Source organism: Thiohalocapsa halophila (assembly GCF_016583825.1).
Classification (GTDB): Bacteria; Pseudomonadota; Gammaproteobacteria; order Chromatiales; family Chromatiaceae; genus Thiohalocapsa; species Thiohalocapsa halophila.
In genome coordinates this window covers 67,120-83,839 of record NZ_NRRV01000013.1, presented here as the reverse complement: position 1 = coordinate 83,839, position 16,720 = coordinate 67,120, and the positions used below count along the sequence as shown (strand labels likewise).

Below are 16,720 nucleotides of genomic sequence, written 5' to 3'. Positions count from 1 at the left end.
CCAAAGTGCCGGTCCCTTGCCACGCGACGCTACCCGAGTGCCCGGCTGCGCGTGCCGGCGCTCGATAGATAAGGGGTCTGACCCCAACGATGCCGCTGCCGCCTGAAATCTTCCCCGAGCCCATCAGCCTGAAGCAGCTCGTCTTCGTGGTGGCGACGCTGGGCTTCCTCGCCATGGCCATCCCGGCGGCCATCAAGTTCCCGTGGATGGAGCGGGTCTGCATCGGCGGCATCCTGTTCATGGCCATCAACCCGGTGGATGTGACCTTCTTCAGCTACACCAACTACCGGGGCGACATCCGCGGCATCGAATTCGGCATCACGGACTGGCTCACCATCGTCCTCATCGTCACCATGCAGTTCGCGCCGCGCTGGAAGCGCCGCCGGCTCTATTACCGCAGCCCGAACGATGTGCTGATGTGGGCCTACCTGGTCTGGGCTGCGGCGTCCATCGCCTGGGCCCTGATCCCGCAGTTCGCGTTCTTCGGCGTGACCCGGCTGATCCGCGCCTTCGCGCTCTTCTGGGTGGCCTATAACTATGTCCGCGACGAGGACGATCTGCGCTTCGTCATCAACTGCGTGGTGGCGCTGACCTTCTACAGCTTCTTCCAGGTGCTGCTGGACAAATATCAGCGCGGGGTGTTCCCGCCGCGGGGGTCCTTCGATCATCAGAACACCCTGGTGACCTTTCAGAACGTCATGAACTTCATCATCTTCGCGGCGTTGCTCGGGGACACGGACAAGGTCTTCGACAAGCGCAGCCTGGTGTATTGGACGGCGCTCGGCGCCGGCTCCCTCACCAGCGTCGCCACCCTCTCCCGCGGCGGCATGGTGACCATGGTCATGGGCTACGCCATGATGACGCCCATCCTGCTGTGGTTGAAGCAGCCGGGGCGCAAGCGCGGCAAGAAGCTCATCGCGCTCGGCATGATGTTTCTGGCGAGCCTGCCGGCACTGGCAGTGGTGCTGCCGCCCATCATCGATCGGTTTCAGAATGCCCCGGAAGAGTCCGCCGAGGCGCGGGACCTCTTCAACGAGGTGGCCAAGGACATGGGGGACACGCGTTTCCTCGGCATCGGCCTCAACAACTATTCATACGGCACCGCCTACGTCGACCAGTACCGCGATAGCCTGCCCCCCATCGATCACGGCGGACTGGCCCACCATATCTACTGGCTGCACTACGCCGAGCTCGGGGTCATCGGGCGTGCCCTGTTCATCCTGCTGATGCTGGGCTTCATGGCCGTGATGCTGCGCTTCATCCTGCGGCGCCGAGACAGCCTCGAGCGAGTGTTCACCGTCGGCGTGCTGGCGGGCTTCGTCATCGCTATGCTGATCGGGCTCCTGGAATGGAACTGGCGCCAGTCGCAGATGACACTCACCTACATGATGCTGGCGGGCGTCGTCTGTGCGCTGCCGCGGGTGGAGCGCGAGCGCGAGCGCGCCGAGCGGCGCCACCACCAGCAACTGCTCGCGCTGGCCGCCTATGCCCAACAACAGCACGCCGGCGGTGGCCGGTCTGCGGCAGTCAGCGCCCGGCGGCACGCGGGTGGGCTGCGATCAGCTCGGCATATAGGTCGCGCAGCCGGGTACTGATGGCGCGCCAGTCGTAGTCGCGGCGGGCCTTGCGGTGGCCGGCGTCTGCCAGGCCGCCGGCGAGCGCGGGGTCGTCCAGGACGCGGCGGAGCTGGGCGGCCAAGTCGCCGGCGTCCCCCGGCTGCGCGTGCAATACGTCCACGCCGTCCTCGGTGAAGGACGGAATGCCGCCGACGTGCGAGGCCACCACCGGCAGCCCGGCGGCCCAGGCCTCCAGGATGACGATGCCGAAGGGCTCGTGCAGCGAGGGCAGGGCGAAGACCTCCGCTGCGTGGAAGGCGCCCGGCAGCAAGGGATCATCCGATCGCAAGCCCGGGATCAGCGTCACCCGTTCGCCGACGCCGAGCTCGGCGATGCGCGCATCCAGCTTGTCGCGGTAACCCGCCACCGTCACCGGTCCCAGCAGCACCAGATGCAGGTCGGGCTGGTTGGGCAGCAGCTCGGCCAGCGCCTCCACCAGAGTGATCTGGCTCTTCTGGTAGTCGATGCGGCTCACGCAAAGGATGATCCGCCGCTCCGGCGGGATGGCATAGGCGCGGCGGAAGGCGTCGGCATCGCCGCCGGCGAAGGCCTCGCAGTCGACGCCGTTCGGCATCAGCTCCACGCGCTGGCCCGGCAGGCGCTCGCGAGCGGCGGCGCGCTCGTCGTCGCCGACGCAGAGCACGGCGTCCGCGTCCCCAAGCACCCGCCGCGAGCCCATGGCCATGCCGAACAGGCGGCCCCATTCGACGGTGCGTTGGATGGGGGCAAGCATTTGGCTCATTTCCCCGGGCGGCACGACGAAATGGCCGCCGTGCAGGGTGATCACATAGGGGATGCCGCGGAGCTTCGCCGCCGTGCGCACGGCGGCCCCCAGGCGCTTGCCGCTGTGGGCGTGCAGCAGGTCGACACCGGGCTCCCGCAGCAGGGCCCAGAGCAGCGATAGCGACAGCAGATTGCCGCCTTTTTTGTCCATGTCGCGGCGGGCCGCATCGTCGAGCCCCCAGAAGGGGTAGCTGTAGGGAAAACGGCGCACGGGCACGCCGCGGATGGTCTCGGCCCGGGTGTCCGACAGGGCGAGGCTCGTGAAAATGCCGACATCGTCACCGCCGGCGCGCAGGGCCCGGCTCGTCTCGAGGATGGTGGTCTCGGTGCCGCCCCACTCATCGGCCACGAAGCGTCGGGGGACTTGAATGATCTTCACCTGCATCTCCGCTTCGTGCGCTGGCTCACGCGCTGGCTCACGCGCTGGCTCATGCGCTGATTCACGCGCTGGGATGGGCCGTCGCCGGACGACGCTTCAGCTTGGCGGTGATGAAAAGCCGCTCCTCGGCTCTCACCGATGTGAGGTAGAAGGTCAGGTAATAGACCAGCGCCGCGGTGGCGCCCTGGAGAAAGACCCACTGGAAGCCGTCGACGGCCGGCTGCAGATAATCGAGCCCGTAAGCGGCGGCCAGTGCCGGTGCCAGGGGCGGCAGCACCGGCCAGATCGCCTCGCGGAAGAAGCGCCAGAGCGAAATGCCCCGGGACCAGCAGGCACGGGGGATGATGACCAGCACCTCCACGGTGAAGGCGGCAATCAGCGTCGCCAGCGCGACACCGTTCAGGCCATAGTCCTGGATCAGAATCACCGACAGCACCAGGTTCAGCAGCGCCGAGGCGGCCATGGCCAGGGCGATGAACTTATGCTGCCCGTTCATCGCCAGCACATTCGCGGCATTGAGCTGCATCGCAGTGGACAGGATGGCACCGAGCAGCAGCCGCAGCACGGGCACGGCGCCGGCGAAGTCCTCGCCCATCCACAGCAGGATGATGGCCTCGGCATAGAAGAACAGCAGGGCGACGAAGGGCAGCGCGATGGCCATGCCGAAGCGGGTGCCGTCCAGCAGCACCCGGTCGATGGTGGCGTCGTCGCCGCCGCCGCGAGACTGCGCCACCAGCGGCATCAGGGCATTGGAGAACTGCTTGTTCAAGTAATAGGTGTACTCGGCGATCTTCGCACCGATGGCATACACGGCTACGGCGGAGAGCGGCAGAAACGCCTTGATGACCAAGGGGTCCATGCGCAGGATGATCAGCACCGCGATGTTCGCAATGAAGAAGTAGAACGAGAAGCCCAGCAGCTCCCGCACCCGCGGCCGCGAGAACAGCCGCGGCGACACCGACAGCCGCGGCGTCAGTGCGAAGGCCAGCACCGTCGCCAACAGCGGCCCCAGCAGCATGGTGAGGCTGGTCGAATAGATCAGCGCACGAATGCCGTAATCTGCATTCAGCAGGGTGACGATGAGCGCGGCATTGAGCAGCTGCATCGCCAGATCGATGCCGTTCACCAGTGCCATGCGCCCGCTGCCGTTCAGCACCGCCTTGAACAGGTTCAGCGGTAGATTGATGGCCACGACGCCACCCAGCAGCCACAGCGCCAGCTGGAACCAATGCCGCATGGTCGGGTCGAGATCGAGCCAGTCACCGGCAAAGGTCGACACCAGCGCGACAATGGCGATGCAAAGGATGCCGAGTCCCAGATAGACCCCGAGCAGCGTCGCCAGCACCTCGTTGCGCCCGGCATGATCGCCGCTGCCGTGGAATTCCCCCATGTACTTGTTTGCGGCCGTGGCGAAGCCTAGGTCCATGAGCCCGAACAACGCCACGACGGAGAAGATCAGGGACCAGAGCCCGAATTGGTCCACACCGATCTTGCCGACGATGAAGGGCGTGAGGAAGAACACCACCACCATCACCACGACGAAGCGCAGATAGCTGGTGGCGATGTTGATGATCCAGCGCATGTTCAGGGGCTAGGTGTTGAGGGCTGAGGGCTGAGGGCTGAGGGGGAAGCTAGGGGCCCCGGCGCTCGGTGCGCCGCGCCGGGGGCGAGCTCGGGCAGGTCGGGCTGAGGTACGAAGCCCGACACGATGCCGGCAGCGATACCCGGATGGTCGGGCCGCCTGCTCTCGGCCCGACTGGCGCCGAGGTCGCTGCGGGGCGCCCGCGGGTCATGGCTGCCCGGTTGCATCGGCGCGCCGGGGCACTCAGGCGCTCACGCCGGCCTCGGCGGTCATGACGTGGAAGATGTCGGTGATGGCCTGCGGGTCCCCGGGCGGCGGGACGTTGCTCAGGAGGCAGGCGTCGGAGTCCGGGTCGTCCGGGTGGTAGCCGTGCATGCCGGTGATAGGCTTCAAGCCCATGTGGCAGGGCACGATGATGACGCCCGGGTTGGTCAGGAAGATGAGCTCGCCGTATTGGTGGCCGTCGAAATCGCAGCCGAGCTCGCGCAGCTCGTCCTCGGAGAGGATGCGCCCGTGCGGCTCTTGCTCCAGGGCGGCGACGATGCGCCGTCGCGCCTCGTCGGTCTTCAGCCAGAAGCGGCCCATGGTGGAGTCATAGGTGGCAACGTAGTCTTTGTCGAATTCGAGCCCAAGGGCCTCGATGCGCGCCATCAGGTCGATGTGCGTGTGCACCGTCGCCATACCATGATCCGAGCAGACGAAGAGCCGAACGCTGTCGTAGTGGCGTTCCGCCACGGCCAGCAGGTCCGTCAGCTCGCGCTCGTACCACGCCATTTTCTTGTCTACTTCCGGGCTTGCCTTGCCCACCTGGTGCAGCAGCGCGTCCATGGACGCCATGTACAGGAAGGCGAAGCGGATTTCGCCCTGCTCGATGTCCGCTTTCACGGCGGCGAGATTGGCGTCTTCGGGCTGGCGCCAATTGGAGACGTGATAGGGCACGCCTTCACGCTCCAGACGATCGAAAATGTTCTCGCCGCGGTTCAGCCCGCCGGGCTTGAACAGGTCCTTCTTCTCGCAGTAGTCGAAGAGCCCGATCTGGCTGAAGGGCACGCTGTAGAGCTGGAAATAGCCCGTAAAGCCATAGGCCCGCTTGACGAGCTTACTGAGCTGGTTGCGCACCCGGCCGCGGTCCACCAGGCTGCGCGGCAGCACGCCCAGCGGCTTTAACGCTTTGAAGGGCGAGTGCTCGGGGTCGTAGTAGAAGAAGGACCAGTGCCCGTGCTCGCGCGGCGTGAGGCCCGAGAGGATGGACGGCACGCAGGCGGAGGAGAAGCCGAAGGTGGAGCGCAGCTTGCGCCGGTGCGGCAGGCGGTCCTCAAGGAATTGCCGCCCGCGCAGCACCTCCCAGCCGAGGGCGTCGATGAAGCAGACGATGGAAAGCTGCTTGGCTGCGCTGTTGGTCATGCCATCCTCCGTTGTTGCCGGGCTCGGGGCCGGGGGCGTTGCTGGTTGCGGGAGACTGTGGCTGGGCGCGTTGCCGCGGCGGCGGGCGTGGTACCCCGCTTAGCCGAAGGCGCGCACGGCGGCCGTCTCGTCGTCGAAGATCTGGAATACCGTGTGCAGCCGCGTCAGCTCGAACAGTGCCCGAATGCTGTCGCTCATCTGCGCCAGGTAGAGGTCGCCGTCTAGTTTGCGCGCCGTCTGCAGGCCCGCCACCACGACGGCGAGCCCGCTCGAGTCCATGAAGGACGTCTCTGCGAGATTCACGACCACCCGGCCGGAGCCGGATTGAATGATCTCCTTCAGCTGCGCACGGGCGTCGCCGGCGTTGGCCATCACCAGCCGCTGCGGCAGGGTAACGACATCGATGCCGTTCTCTTGTCTGTGCTTGAGGGTCATGGCTTACTCCGATTTGTCTGGGGTTGGGTGCGGCGTTGGCCCGGCGGAGGCTCAAGGTCGGCTCAGTCAGGGGCTGGCAGCGGCCGCCTCAGGGTCAGCAGGTTGACGCCATCGTGCCGGGCATAGGCCACGCCGGGGAAGCTGGCGCGGATGATCTGCCAGCCACGGCCGCCCGCGGCATCCGTCGCCGCCGGCTCGCCGCTCGGCAGCGGCAGCGGCATCGGCCGGCCGTGGTCGCGGAGCTGGTACAACAGCTCCGTGGCGCTGCATTCCCCGCTGATGGCCACGGGCTGGTCGGGCTGCAGGTCGTAGGCATGCTCGATGATGTTGTTCACCGCCTCCACCAATGCGAGCTGAAGGCCGAAGATCTCGAGCTCGTCGAAGCCGGCCGCCCGTGCCAGCAGCATCAGGCGCGTCTCGATCAGGCCGTGCCAGGCCATGTCATCCGGGTCAGTGCTGAAAGCGATGTCCACGCGCTGCATGGGTTCTTCGGCTCAGTGCAGGTCCAGCGTCTGCGGCAGGGCCCATCCGAGGCAGCCCTGCCGACGCGCGCCGCGGCGGTGGCTCGGATCGGCGCGTGGCCACTCGGTCATGGCGCCGGCCGCTCGATGATCAGAAGCGACACGTCGTCCTCCAGCTCCGCGTCGCCCCGCCATGCCAGCACCGCCGCGCGCAGCAGCTCGGCGAGCGCGTCGCTGCTGGCCTCGCGATGCCTGCGCAACAGCGCGCACAGGTGCTCGATGTCGAAGGCGCGCCCGGCGGCGTCGACGCAGTCGGTGATACCGTCGCTGTAGGTGACGATGCGCTCCCCCGGGGCGAGCTCGAATGCGTGGGTGCTGTAGTCGGCGGTGTCGAACATGCCCACCGGCAGCCCGCCCTTGGGTGCGAGCTCGATCTCCCCATTGGCACGCAGCAACAACGGCTGTGGATGGCCGGCACTGGCGAGTCGGCCTCTACCCGTGTGCGGGTCCAGTACGCCATACACTACGGTGGCATAGCTGGTGACCTCGCCATCCGGACTGCAGAGCTGTGTGTTCATCGCCTCCAGGAAGCCGGCGGGATTCAGATACTCGCCGCTGCCGAGGTTGGGCGCCAGGATGCCGGACTGCGGCACCAGCGAGCGGCTCAGGCTGGTAGAGAGCAGCGCCGCCGGGATGCCGTGGCCCGCGACGTCCAGGTGGTAGAAGCCCATTTCGTCGCCGGATACCGGGAAGAAATGAAAACTGTCACCGGAGATCTTGGCCGCCGGCAGGAACAGCCAGCCGGCGCGCAGTGGCGCGATGCCCTGATCCGACACCGGCAGCGAATCGCGCTGAATGCGCGCGGCCGCCGCGAGGTCGTTCTGGATCTGCCCATAGGCCAGGTCCAGCGCGTCGTGGCTTTGCTTCAGCCGACGGTTCTGCTCCGCCAGACGCTCTTCCAAGCCCAAAATGCGCACGCCCACTTGGAGGCGAGCGCGCAGGACCTGCACGTCGAAGGGCTTGCCGACGAAATCGTCGGCGCCGGCGTCGAGCCCGTAGACCAGGTCCGTGTCTTCGGTGCGGCCGGTCAGCAGCATCACGTAAACATAATGGGGGAAATCTTCCTGGCGGATGGCGGCGCACACTTCGGGGCCGCTCATGCCGTCCATCATCCAGTCGCAGATCACCAGCCGAATGTCGCCGGCGCGCAGCCGCTCTAGGCCGTCGGCGCCGTTGCTCGCCAGCTCCGCATGGAAGCCCCACTTGCGCAGGAGTGCGCGGACATAGGCGCGCACGTCCGGCGCGTCGTCGATCACCAGCACTTTCAGGGGTGTTGGCGTCGGCGTCGCCAGATGCGCCGCTGTCCCAGGCTCCGGCAGTGGCTCCGATGTGCTCATCTGCGCTTGCGTCATGGACGTTGCGAGGTCCTTACCGGGGTTGAGGGGCTAGGGACAGGGTCGGCTCAGGGACGAGACTCGAAGCCGAGGGAGCCCCGGGCGGCCGGCGCGGTTGCCGCCTGCGCGTCGCAATTTGCGCCCAAAGCTGGCGACTTTTGCATCTTGCAAGTCTCATGGCTACCGATGCTCGCCCTTCTGCATGGTTTTGTCGGCGAGGGTGTCACAGCGATTTCCCTGCGGCAACTGGGGCTTGACTCCATGTGGACTTATGTCGCATCACTGAGCCCTCGCGCTTCCGGACCGAGAGCTGCACCCATTTGCGGGCACGGAACCTGCTTGTCCCAGGCACCTGCCCTGCAGCTGTGAAGCGCAGCTCAGCATCCCCGCTCGACTCGCATCAAACTGAAGACCAGCTTGGGTGCGCAAAGTCGCCGCGGCCGCATTATTATCCTAGCTGATAGGAGCATACCTGATGCGCAAAAGAGCATTCACCCGATCAACGAGCCTCGTCACGCAGCGCCCCGCCTTGGCGCCCCTGGCCGCAGGGCTTTTGCTGCTGTCGGGCCAGGCGCTGGCCGTCAGCGACATGTCCAGGAGCATCTACGCGGTGGAGCTGGACCCCGCCGAGCTGAACGCGGTGCAGAGTCTGCTGCCCGAGCAGCGCGTCAACTCGGCCTTCGTCAACAGCGCGGTGGATCCCAACCTGCGGCTGTTGGAGGATGCGGAAGTGTCTGTGACCTTCATCGACGAGGGCGCCGGCTACCAGAACAGCTTCGGTTACTTCCTGTTCGACGACGAGCAGAGCATCCTGGACAAGCGCACCATCTTCGCCAACGCCAGCAAGGAGACCGCCAAGAAAGGCAAGGGTGCGGCGGCCAACAAGAAATTCGGCGGCCTGGAGGCCGGCGACACCGTCGACATCGGTAAGTTCGACGCCGGCACCAACATCGGCTTCTGGCTCAAAGGTAACGGCTTCGCGGACCCGAACGGCCACACCTATTACACGCTGGATCACCTGAATCCGGACGGCTTCCGCCATGTGGCCATGATCAACGACGCCGTGAACGAGCAGATCGTGCTCGGGGTCGAGGATCTGTTCAACCTCGGGGATCAGGACTTCAATGACATCGTCTTCACCGTCAGCGCATCGCCCTTCTCGGCGCTGGACGTAGACGGCCTGCCCACGGGCGCGCCCGAGGCTGGCCCCATCGCGACGGCGCTGATCTCCGCGTCCCTGCTCGGCGCCTATGCCCGCCGGCGTGGTCGCTCGGCCAGGCGCCGTGGCTAGCACCGCCGCCGGCACCCGGCCGGTGCCGCCGACGGATCCGCATCGGCGCACCAAGCTCATCGCCGCCGGTGTGGCGGCGCTCAGCATTCTCTGCTTGCTGGCGCTGGTGATCATCGTCGCCCGCGAGCAGATGACCAGCCCCGCCATGGCGGTGGCCGACGCCCGCGGCGGCGCCGACGCTGGCGACCAGCGCCAGGCCCTGGAGGCGCTGCTGGCGCGGGACCCGCACGACGACACCGCCGTCGCCGAGCTGGCGGCGCTGGCCACCGCCGAGCGGCGCTGGCGCGAGGCCGCCGAGCAGTGGGGCCGGCTCGCCAAGCTCGATCCCCTGCATCCCGATGCCCGTTACGAGCAGGCGCGCGCCCTGCTCGCAAGCGGCGACGCCGACGCGGCCACCGTGGTGCTGGGCGCCGACGGCCGCGAGTCCAGCGGTCGTGAGCAGGTCCTGCTCGCGCGCGCGGCCCTGCTGCGCGGCGACCGAGAAGCCGCCCGCCGCCACGCCGATGCCGCGGCGGCTGCCGCTCCCGGGCTGCCGGCGCTGGCCTTGCTGCAGGCGGATCTTGCCTTCCTCGCCGCGGACGATGCCCGTGCGGAGGCGCTCTACACGGACCTCCTGGACGCCCCGGACACCGCTGCGGCGGCGCAGCTCGGGCTGGCACAGATCGCCCTGCGCCGCGACGAGCAGGCAGCCGCCCTGTCGCGGCTCGCGGCCATCCCCGCGGACGCCGGCTACCAGGCGCTGCGGGCGCGGGCTGCCCTATACCGCCAGCTCGGTCGCGATGCGGCGGCGGCCACGGATCTGCGCGCGCTCATCGAGCGTTACGGGCCGGTACCGGACTTGGTGGTGCCCCTGGCCGAGCTGACGGCCGCCGCGGAGGACGCCGGCGCTGTGCGGGCCCTGCGCGAGTCGCTCCTCGGCAGCGGCGCCGCGGCGCTCGCCGCCAGGCATTATCTCCAGGCCATGGAGGTCTATCTTCGGCAAGACCTGGATCAGGCGCGGGACTATCTCGGCTGGTCGGCGGACTTCTTCGCCGGCCGCGACCTCTATCGCTGGATGCAGCTGGACGTCGGCGCCCGGCTCGGCGACCCGGCACTGGTGGGGGCCGGCGTGCGCGCCCTCCAAGACGGAATCGTCAGCCCGCTGCGACAGGCCCGGGCGGCGGCGGTGCTCACGGCCGGGGCGCGGGACTTCGCCGATGCCGGCGACGCGGACACCGCGGCGGCGCTGGCGGACGCGGCCCTGACGCTGGTGCCGGAGCTGGCATCGGCGCGGCTGGTGGCCGCACGCGCGGCGCTGCTCGGCGACGAGCCGGATCGGGCCGAGGCGCTCGCCAGCGCCCTGCTCGACGACGCCGACCACCGTGCCGCGGCGCTGGAGGTGCTCGGGCGCGCCGCGCTGCGCGCCGGGGACACGGCGCTGGCCGCCGAGCGCTTCGCCGAGCTGGCGGCAACCGTGCCGGATGCCGGCATCGGGCGCTACTGGCAGGGCGTCACCGCGGCCCGCGCCGGCGACCTCGGCGCGGCCGAATCCCACCTGCGCGCCGCCTATACCAACCGGGCGGACCCGCGAGTGGAAGCGGCGCTCATGGACGTGCTCATGGCGCGCGAAGACTGGCAGGCCGCCGAGGCCCTGGCGAGCACCCTGCTGGACGCAGAAGACGCCGCCACCCGCGCCCGCGCCCGGGCCTACCTCGGCGGACTGCTGCGCGCTCGGGGCGAGCAGGCAGCCGCGGCGCAAGCCTATGCGGAGGCCGCGGCCACGGACCCGGCACGCGCGGCCTATGCGCTGGCGGCGGCGGACCTGTTCATGGCTGGCGAGCGCTGGACCGACGCCGAGCAGCTGCTCGCCGCGGCGGCGGCCCGCCACCCGGACAATCGCTACCTCGCCTTCAAGCAGGCGCTGTTGGCGCAGCGCGCCGGGCGCCCGGCGGCCGCGGAGCGGCGCTACCGTGCCCTGCTGGCCGACAGCCCCGGTTGGGCGCTGCCCATGGTGAATCTCTCGGAGCTGCTCACCGAGGCGCCGGAGGCCTTGGAGCTCGCCGAGCGCGCGGCGGCGCTGACGCCCGAGTGGTCGGACGCCCAGTGGAACCTCGCCCAGCGCCGCGCCGAGGCCGGCGACACGGAGGGGGCGCTGGCCGCCGCCCGCGCCGTGCTCGCCTTGGCGCCGGAGCATGCCGGGGCTCAGGCGATGGTGCAGCGCCTCGGTGACGCCACGTGACCGCCGTGGGCGCGCCGCAGACCCGCCCCTGGCGGCTGCTGGCGCCGGCGCTGGTGATGCTGGCGCTGCTGGCGCCGAACCTCGGCTGGATCTGGCAAGCCTGGACCAGCTCGCCGCTGGATGCCTGGGGCTGGGCCTTTCTGCTGTTGGGGATGCTCTGGTGGCTCCTGGTGCTGGATCTGGTGCCGCCGGCGGCGCCCAAGCGTGTCCTCGACCCTGCCGGCTGGTCGCCGCTCGCGCTGTTCGCGGTGGCCGGCGTGCTCGGGCTGGTGCTGGACGTGCGCGTAGCCCAGGCCGCAGCGGCTCTGGGCATCGGCTGGGCTGCGGCCTGGCTGCTGCTCGGCGGGCGCTTGGCCCTGCTGCTGGCCCCGGCCCTGGTGCTGGGGCTGCTGGCCCTGCCCACCACCGGCTACCTGCTGCAGCTCGGCTGGACGGCGGCCGTCGGCTGGCTGGCGCCGGCGGCGGGCCTAGCGGCAGGCGCCGCCGGTGTCATGCTGCTGAAGGCGGGCGTTGCGCTGACGGCGCTGGCCGCCGGGCTGCTGCTCGGTGGGCTGGCCCGACGTGGGCGCCTGCCGGCGCTGCGGGCGGCGACCACGGCCTATGCCGCGGCGGCGGCGGTGGCCATGCTCGGACTGGTGGCGGCACTGAACCCGCCCGGCTTCGGCCCGGCCCTGCTGCTCGCGGAAGACGAGTGGGCCTTCGGGCCCTGGCTCGGCGCCGAGATCCCCGTATCGCCGGCGGAGCGGCGCCTGTTCGCCGACAGCCGCAAGCTCAGCAAGCGCCTCTACAGCACCCGCGACGGCCAGCGGGTGAGCGTGCTGCTGGTGGAGAGCGACGATGTCCATGACCTGCACACCCCGGAGTATTGCCTGAGCGGCAGCGGCTGGTCGCTGCTGCGCGATGCCCCCCTGACCGCTGCCGATGGGCCGGCGCTGGCGTTCGGCGACGCCATCCCGGCGGCGGGTGCGCTGACGGCCGTGCGTGGCGGGCAGCGACTGGCGGGCGTGTACTGGTTCGGCTCGGATACGCGCTCCACCGACGACCTCGCCGGCCTGCGGCTACAGCGGCGTCTCAGCGACGGTCCCTGGCGCATGATTCTGGTGACGGCGGTGGGAGACGGCGACCAGCGCCCGGAGCCTGCGCTGCGGCGCTTCGTGCGCGATGCCCCCTGGCTGGCCGGGGAGTCCTGAGCATGCCGATGCCCCCTGGGATGCCGAGGCCGGAACAGCGATGACCGTCGACGGGGCAGGTGCGGCGGCCCCGCCGACGCGGGTCTGGCCGCTCGTGGCCGGCGCCGGGCTGGTCGCCCTGGGCCTGCTGGTGCAAAGCCCGCAGGTCCTCACCGGCGAGCCGCTGGCGCACCTGATCCTGGCCGCCACGGCGGCGGTGCTGCTGCTGCAACGGCTGCGGGCGCCGGCGGGCGCGGCGAGTGCGCTGTTGGGTGTGGCCCTGGCCCTGGCAGCGGCGGCGGCGGCCTTTGCCTCGCCCCTCGCCGGCGCACTGCGGCCGGGGCTGCTGCATGCCGCGCTGGCGCTCTTGCTGCTGAGCGCGGTGGCCATGGGCTTCGGCGCGCGTATGGCGGGCCGTGTCGCGGTGCCGCTGCTGGTGCTTGTCGTGCTGGTGCCGGTGCTGCCGCTGTTCGAGGCGGCCCTGAGCTATCCCATGCGCCGGCTCTCGGCCTTGTTGGCGGCGGCCGTGCTGTCCCTGGGGCCGGGGGAGGTGAGGCTCGCCGGCACCGAGCTCGCTTGGGGCGATCTCCGCGTCAGCGTCACGTCCGCCTGCAGCGGCCTGACGCTGCTCCAGAACCTGCTCTGGGTGGCCTGGTGGACGGTGCTGATGCGCCACGCTGGGCTCTTACGGCGCGGGCTGCACATGCTGCTGGCGCTGCCGGCGGTGGTGATCGCCAACACCCTGCGGGTCATGGTGCTGGCGCTGGCCGCGGCTTGGCAGGGCGAGCAGGTGCTGCTCGGCACCACCCATGTGGTCATCGGCTGGTTGGCCGTGGCGGTGGCGGTGGGGCTCTTCCTGGCCATGGAGCAAGTGTTCCCGGCGAGCGCCGGGCCGGAGCGGGACGCGGGCTGAGGCCGCCGGTGCCGGGCCCGGGTCCATTGCCAGCGCCGTCGGGCGCTCGGCATACTGGCGCTTTGACCTGAGCGCCGCCGCTGCCGGCGCTGCGCCGGAGCCCGCATGCGAGACCTCATCGACGCCACCATCGCCGCCCATGTCGCGGTGCTGCAGGAGACCGGTGCGCTGGCGCCGGCCATCGCCGAGCTCGCCGCGCGGGCCGCGGACAGTCTCCAGCGGGGCGGGCGGGTGTTCTGGATGGGCAACGGCGGCAGTGCGGCGGACTGTCAGCACCTGGCCGCCGAGCTGGTGGGGCGGTTCGAGCGCGAGCGCCCCGGGCTCGCATCCATCGCGCTCACCACCGACAGCTCCATCCTCACCTCCGTCGCCAACGACTACGGCTTCGAGTCCGTCTTCGCCCGCCAGGTGGAGGCGCTCTGCCGCGACGGTGATGTGCTGGTGGGCCTGTCCACCTCCGGCAACAGCGCCAATGTGCTGCGGGCCATGGAGCGTGCGGCAGGCCGCGGGGTGTATCGCGTCGGCCTCACGGGCGCCGGCGGCGGGCGCCTCGCCGACACCTGCGAGCTTTGCCTGTCGGTGCCGTCGAAGGTCACCGCGCGCATCCAGGAGGCCCATATCGTCATCGGCCATATCCTCTGCGACCTGGTGGAGCAGCGGGTGACCGGGCGGCTGCCGGACCCGCAGGCGGCGCAGGGCGAATGCTGATGTTCCGGGAGCCGCAGCGCGTCTTGGCGGCGGTGCGCGGGGGCTTCGGCGGCGCGCGCGTGCTGGTGGTGGGCGACCTGATGCTGGACCGCTATCTCAGCGGCGATGTCGGTCGCATCTCGCCGGAGGCGCCGGTGCCCGTGCTGAAGCTGGGCGGCGAGCGGGCGGTGGCCGGCGGTGCCGCGAACGTCGCCCGTAACCTGCTGGGGCTCGGACTGCGCGTCTCCCTGGCCGGTGTGCGCGGCGACGACGCCGACGGTGCCGCGCTGCTCGGCCTGCTGGACGCCGCGGGCATGGATCACGCCGCGGTGCTCGCGGATGCCGAGCGGCCCACCACCAGCAAGACCCGCATCGTCGGCAACCGCCAACAGATGCTGCGCATCGACGCCGAGGACACGGCTGCGCTTGCAGCGCCCATGGCCGATGCATTGGGCGCCGCCGCGCTGGCGCGCCTGGACGAGGTCGATGTGCTGGTGCTCTCGGACTACGCCAAGGGCGTGCTCACGGGTCCGCTCTGCGCCCGGCTCATCGACGCCGCCGCCGCCCGCGGCCTGCCCGTGCTGGTGGACCCCAAGGGTCGGGACTTCTCTCGCTACCGCGGCGCGACGGTGCTGACGCCGAACCGCGCCGAGCTGGCGCTCGCCGCCGGCGCCGATGCCGCCGATCTGGATGGGCTGTTGGCGCAGGCGCAGCAGTTGCGCGGGGACCTCGGCTTGGTGCAGCTGGTGGTGACCCTGGGCGAGCTCGGCATGGCGCTGGTGGATGCCGGCGGCATCACCCGGGTGCCGGCGGTGGCGCGGGAGGTCTTCGATGTCTCCGGCGCCGGCGATACCGTCATCGCCGGCATCGCCGCCGGGCGGGCCGCCGGGCTGGACCCGGTGGACACGGCCCATCTCGCGAACCTCGCCGCCGGCGTGGTCGTCGGCCACCGCGGCACGGCGGCCATCGGCGCCGACGAGTTGGCGGCGGCCATCAGCGGCGAGGCGGCGCTGGAGCAGGCGGCGAAGATCCGCGACCTGTCGGCGATGCGCGCTCAGGTGGACGCCTGGTGTGCCGCGGGCGAGCGCGTGGTATTCACCAACGGCTGCTTTGACCTGCTGCATGTCGGCCATGTCACCTACCTGGAGCGTGCACGGCGCTGCGGTGATCGGCTGGTGGTGGGGCTCAACACGGACCGCTCGGTGCGGGCGCTCAAGGGCGCCGGGCGGCCGGTCATCGGCGAGCAGGACCGCGCCCGGGTGCTGGCCGCACTGGCGGCCGTGGACGGGGTGGTGCTGTTCGATGCGGACACGCCCATCGAGCTGATTCGTGCGCTGCGCCCGGACGTGCTCGCCAAGGGCGCCGATTATCGCGAGGACGAAGTGGTCGGCGCCGCCGAGGTGAAGGCCGGTGGCGGGCAGGTGGTGCTGGTGCCCCTGGTGGCGGAGCGCAGCACCTCGGCCATCGTCGGGCGCATGCGCCCCAACGGCGAGCGTTGACGCATCGGCCCGTCTGAAGATCGAGCGCGAGGCGGTCTATGGAGTGTCCCAAGTGCGGTGCAGCGGAGCAGGACGGGCAGGCCATCTGCACCGCCTGCGGCCTTGTCTTCGAGAAGTATTGGAAGTACCACCCGCGGCCCGGCGACGAGGCTGCCGCGGACAGGATGACCTCCCCGCCGGTGGCCGGCCAGCGGCCCACGGGCCGCCTGCGCAGCCGTGCGGGGGCCGGCGGTGGGCGCGGCCCGCTCGCCGAGCTGCTGCTGCCGACGCCCACGGCGGACCCGCCGGCCGCTTGGGCGCGGGCGGCGCTATTGGCGGTGCTGGTGGTTTGGGGGCTCTGGTTTATTACCTCGTCGGTGGCGAGCAATGCCGCCGGCGAGTCCTTTCTGCATCTGGTGAACCTGCCCTTTCACGAGGCCGGGCACGTCTTCTTCGGCATCTTCGGGCAATTCATCGGCTCCCTCGGCGGCACCCTCGGGCAGCTCCTGATGCCGCTGACCGCGATGCTGGTGCTGCTGCTCAAGACCCGCGACCCGTTCGGGGCGTCCGTGGCCCTGTGGTGGCTCGGCCAGAACTTCCTCGACATCGCGCCCTATATCAACGACGCCCGTGCCGGCGAGCTGCCGCTGCTCGGCGGCAACTTCGGTCATTCGGCCCCCTACGGCTTCCACGATTGGGAATATCTGCTGACCGAGACCGGCCTGATTCGCATGGACCACCAGATCGCTCAGGCGAGCCACCTGCTCGGCAGCCTGATCATGCTGGTCGCGATGGTCTGGGGCGGGGTGCTGGTGTATCGGCAGTTGGCCGCGGAGCGGTGAGGCTAGAACAAGGATCGCACCGGGAAGGATACGACGCGCACGCAGGGTATGGCGGCGAGCCGATCCGC

The 16,720-nt window shown here is 70.1% G+C and carries 14 protein-coding genes; 8 read left to right on the top strand and 6 right to left on the bottom strand.

Annotated features, from left to right (window positions below; all coding sequences use genetic code 11):
- Positions 1-89: 89 nt before the first annotated feature.
- The gene (locus tag CKO31_RS07730) at positions 90-1,595 is read left to right on the top strand and encodes an O-antigen ligase family protein (RefSeq protein ID WP_200235619.1); all 1,506 of its coding nucleotides are present in this window, start codon (positions 90-92) and stop codon (positions 1,593-1,595) included.
- Here the strand turns inward: CKO31_RS07730 and CKO31_RS07725 are convergent.
- From CKO31_RS07725 to CKO31_RS07700, 6 genes are all read right to left on the bottom strand, one after another.
- Positions 1,528-2,778 (bottom strand): glycosyltransferase family 4 protein, encoded by a 1,251-nt coding sequence (locus CKO31_RS07725; RefSeq protein ID WP_200235617.1) that lies wholly within the window; start codon positions 2,776-2,778, stop codon positions 1,528-1,530. The genes CKO31_RS07730 and CKO31_RS07725 overlap by 68 nt on opposite strands.
- Positions 2,779-2,839: 61 nt before the next feature.
- On the bottom strand, positions 2,840-4,360 hold the full coding sequence (locus tag CKO31_RS07720) for an MATE family efflux transporter (protein WP_200235616.1): 1,521 nt from the start codon (positions 4,358-4,360) through the stop codon (positions 2,840-2,842).
- Between the two features lie 243 nt (positions 4,361-4,603).
- Positions 4,604-5,764 carry an alkaline phosphatase family protein gene (locus CKO31_RS07715; RefSeq protein WP_200235614.1) on the bottom strand — a complete coding sequence of 387 codons (1,161 nt, stop codon included), beginning with the start codon at positions 5,762-5,764 and terminating at the stop codon, positions 4,604-4,606.
- 99 nt (positions 5,765-5,863) lie between these two features.
- Positions 5,864-6,199: an STAS domain-containing protein gene (locus CKO31_RS07710; protein ID WP_200235611.1), complete on the bottom strand. Its 336-nt coding sequence runs from the start codon at positions 6,197-6,199 to the stop codon at positions 5,864-5,866.
- A 62-nt stretch (positions 6,200-6,261) separates the two neighbouring features.
- Positions 6,262-6,681 (bottom strand): ATP-binding protein, encoded by a 420-nt coding sequence (locus tag CKO31_RS07705; protein ID WP_200235609.1) that lies wholly within the window; start codon positions 6,679-6,681, stop codon positions 6,262-6,264.
- 107 nt (positions 6,682-6,788) lie between these two features.
- Positions 6,789-8,057: a PP2C family protein-serine/threonine phosphatase gene (locus CKO31_RS07700; protein ID WP_200235607.1), complete on the bottom strand. Its 1,269-nt coding sequence runs from the start codon at positions 8,055-8,057 to the stop codon at positions 6,789-6,791.
- Between the two features lie 472 nt (positions 8,058-8,529).
- On the opposite strand from CKO31_RS07700, the gene CKO31_RS07695 reads away from it, so the two are divergent.
- The 7 genes from CKO31_RS07695 to CKO31_RS07665 all read left to right on the top strand — a co-directional run bounded on the left by CKO31_RS07695 (position 8,530) and on the right by CKO31_RS07665 (position 16,652).
- On the top strand, positions 8,530-9,345 hold the full coding sequence (locus CKO31_RS07695) for a DUF4114 domain-containing protein (protein ID WP_200235605.1): 816 nt from the start codon (positions 8,530-8,532) through the stop codon (positions 9,343-9,345).
- Positions 9,338-11,563 carry a tetratricopeptide repeat protein gene (locus tag CKO31_RS07690; protein ID WP_200235603.1) on the top strand — a complete coding sequence of 742 codons (2,226 nt, stop codon included), beginning with the start codon at positions 9,338-9,340 and terminating at the stop codon, positions 11,561-11,563. The genes CKO31_RS07695 and CKO31_RS07690 overlap by 8 nt, the downstream gene beginning before the upstream one ends.
- Entirely contained in the window at positions 11,560-12,753 is a 1,194-nt protein-coding gene (locus tag CKO31_RS27375) for an exosortase-associated EpsI family protein (protein WP_200235601.1), read from the top strand. The genes CKO31_RS07690 and CKO31_RS27375 overlap by 4 nt, the downstream gene beginning before the upstream one ends.
- Positions 12,754-12,793: 40 nt before the next feature.
- A complete protein-coding gene (locus CKO31_RS07680) occupies positions 12,794-13,645 on the top strand; it encodes an exosortase/archaeosortase family protein (protein ID WP_200235600.1) in 852 nt (283 codons plus the stop codon).
- A 105-nt stretch (positions 13,646-13,750) separates the two neighbouring features.
- A complete protein-coding gene (locus CKO31_RS07675; RefSeq protein ID WP_200235598.1) occupies positions 13,751-14,353 on the top strand; it encodes a D-sedoheptulose-7-phosphate isomerase in 603 nt (200 codons plus the stop codon).
- Entirely contained in the window at positions 14,347-15,831 is a 1,485-nt protein-coding gene (gene rfaE1, locus CKO31_RS07670; RefSeq protein ID WP_322789108.1) for a D-glycero-beta-D-manno-heptose-7-phosphate kinase, read from the top strand. The genes CKO31_RS07675 and rfaE1 overlap by 7 nt, the downstream gene beginning before the upstream one ends.
- A 38-nt stretch (positions 15,832-15,869) precedes the next feature.
- On the top strand, positions 15,870-16,652 hold the full coding sequence (locus CKO31_RS07665) for a TFIIB-type zinc ribbon-containing protein (RefSeq protein ID WP_200235596.1): 783 nt from the start codon (positions 15,870-15,872) through the stop codon (positions 16,650-16,652).
- The last annotated feature ends 68 nt before the right edge of the window (positions 16,653-16,720 follow it).

Coding starts and splice junctions, on each gene's coding strand:
- CKO31_RS07720 (WP_200235616.1), bottom strand. CDS start 4,360: ATGCGCTGGATCATCAACATCGCCACCAGCTATCTGCGCTTCGTCGTG.
- rfaE1 (WP_322789108.1), top strand. CDS start 14,347: ATGCTGATGTTCCGGGAGCCGCAGCGCGTCTTGGCGGCGGTGCGCGGG.
- CKO31_RS07665 (WP_200235596.1), top strand. CDS start 15,870: ATGGAGTGTCCCAAGTGCGGTGCAGCGGAGCAGGACGGGCAGGCCATC.
- CKO31_RS07680 (WP_200235600.1), top strand. CDS start 12,794: ATGACCGTCGACGGGGCAGGTGCGGCGGCCCCGCCGACGCGGGTCTGG.
- CKO31_RS07695 (WP_200235605.1), top strand. CDS start 8,530: ATGCGCAAAAGAGCATTCACCCGATCAACGAGCCTCGTCACGCAGCGC.
- CKO31_RS07710 (WP_200235611.1), bottom strand. CDS start 6,199: ATGACCCTCAAGCACAGACAAGAGAACGGCATCGATGTCGTTACCCTG.
- CKO31_RS07700 (WP_200235607.1), bottom strand. CDS start 8,057: ATGAGCACATCGGAGCCACTGCCGGAGCCTGGGACAGCGGCGCATCTG.
- CKO31_RS07730 (WP_200235619.1), top strand. CDS start 90: ATGCCGCTGCCGCCTGAAATCTTCCCCGAGCCCATCAGCCTGAAGCAG.
- CKO31_RS07715 (WP_200235614.1), bottom strand. CDS start 5,764: ATGACCAACAGCGCAGCCAAGCAGCTTTCCATCGTCTGCTTCATCGAC.
- CKO31_RS07675 (WP_200235598.1), top strand. CDS start 13,751: ATGCGAGACCTCATCGACGCCACCATCGCCGCCCATGTCGCGGTGCTG.
- CKO31_RS07705 (WP_200235609.1), bottom strand. CDS start 6,681: ATGCAGCGCGTGGACATCGCTTTCAGCACTGACCCGGATGACATGGCC.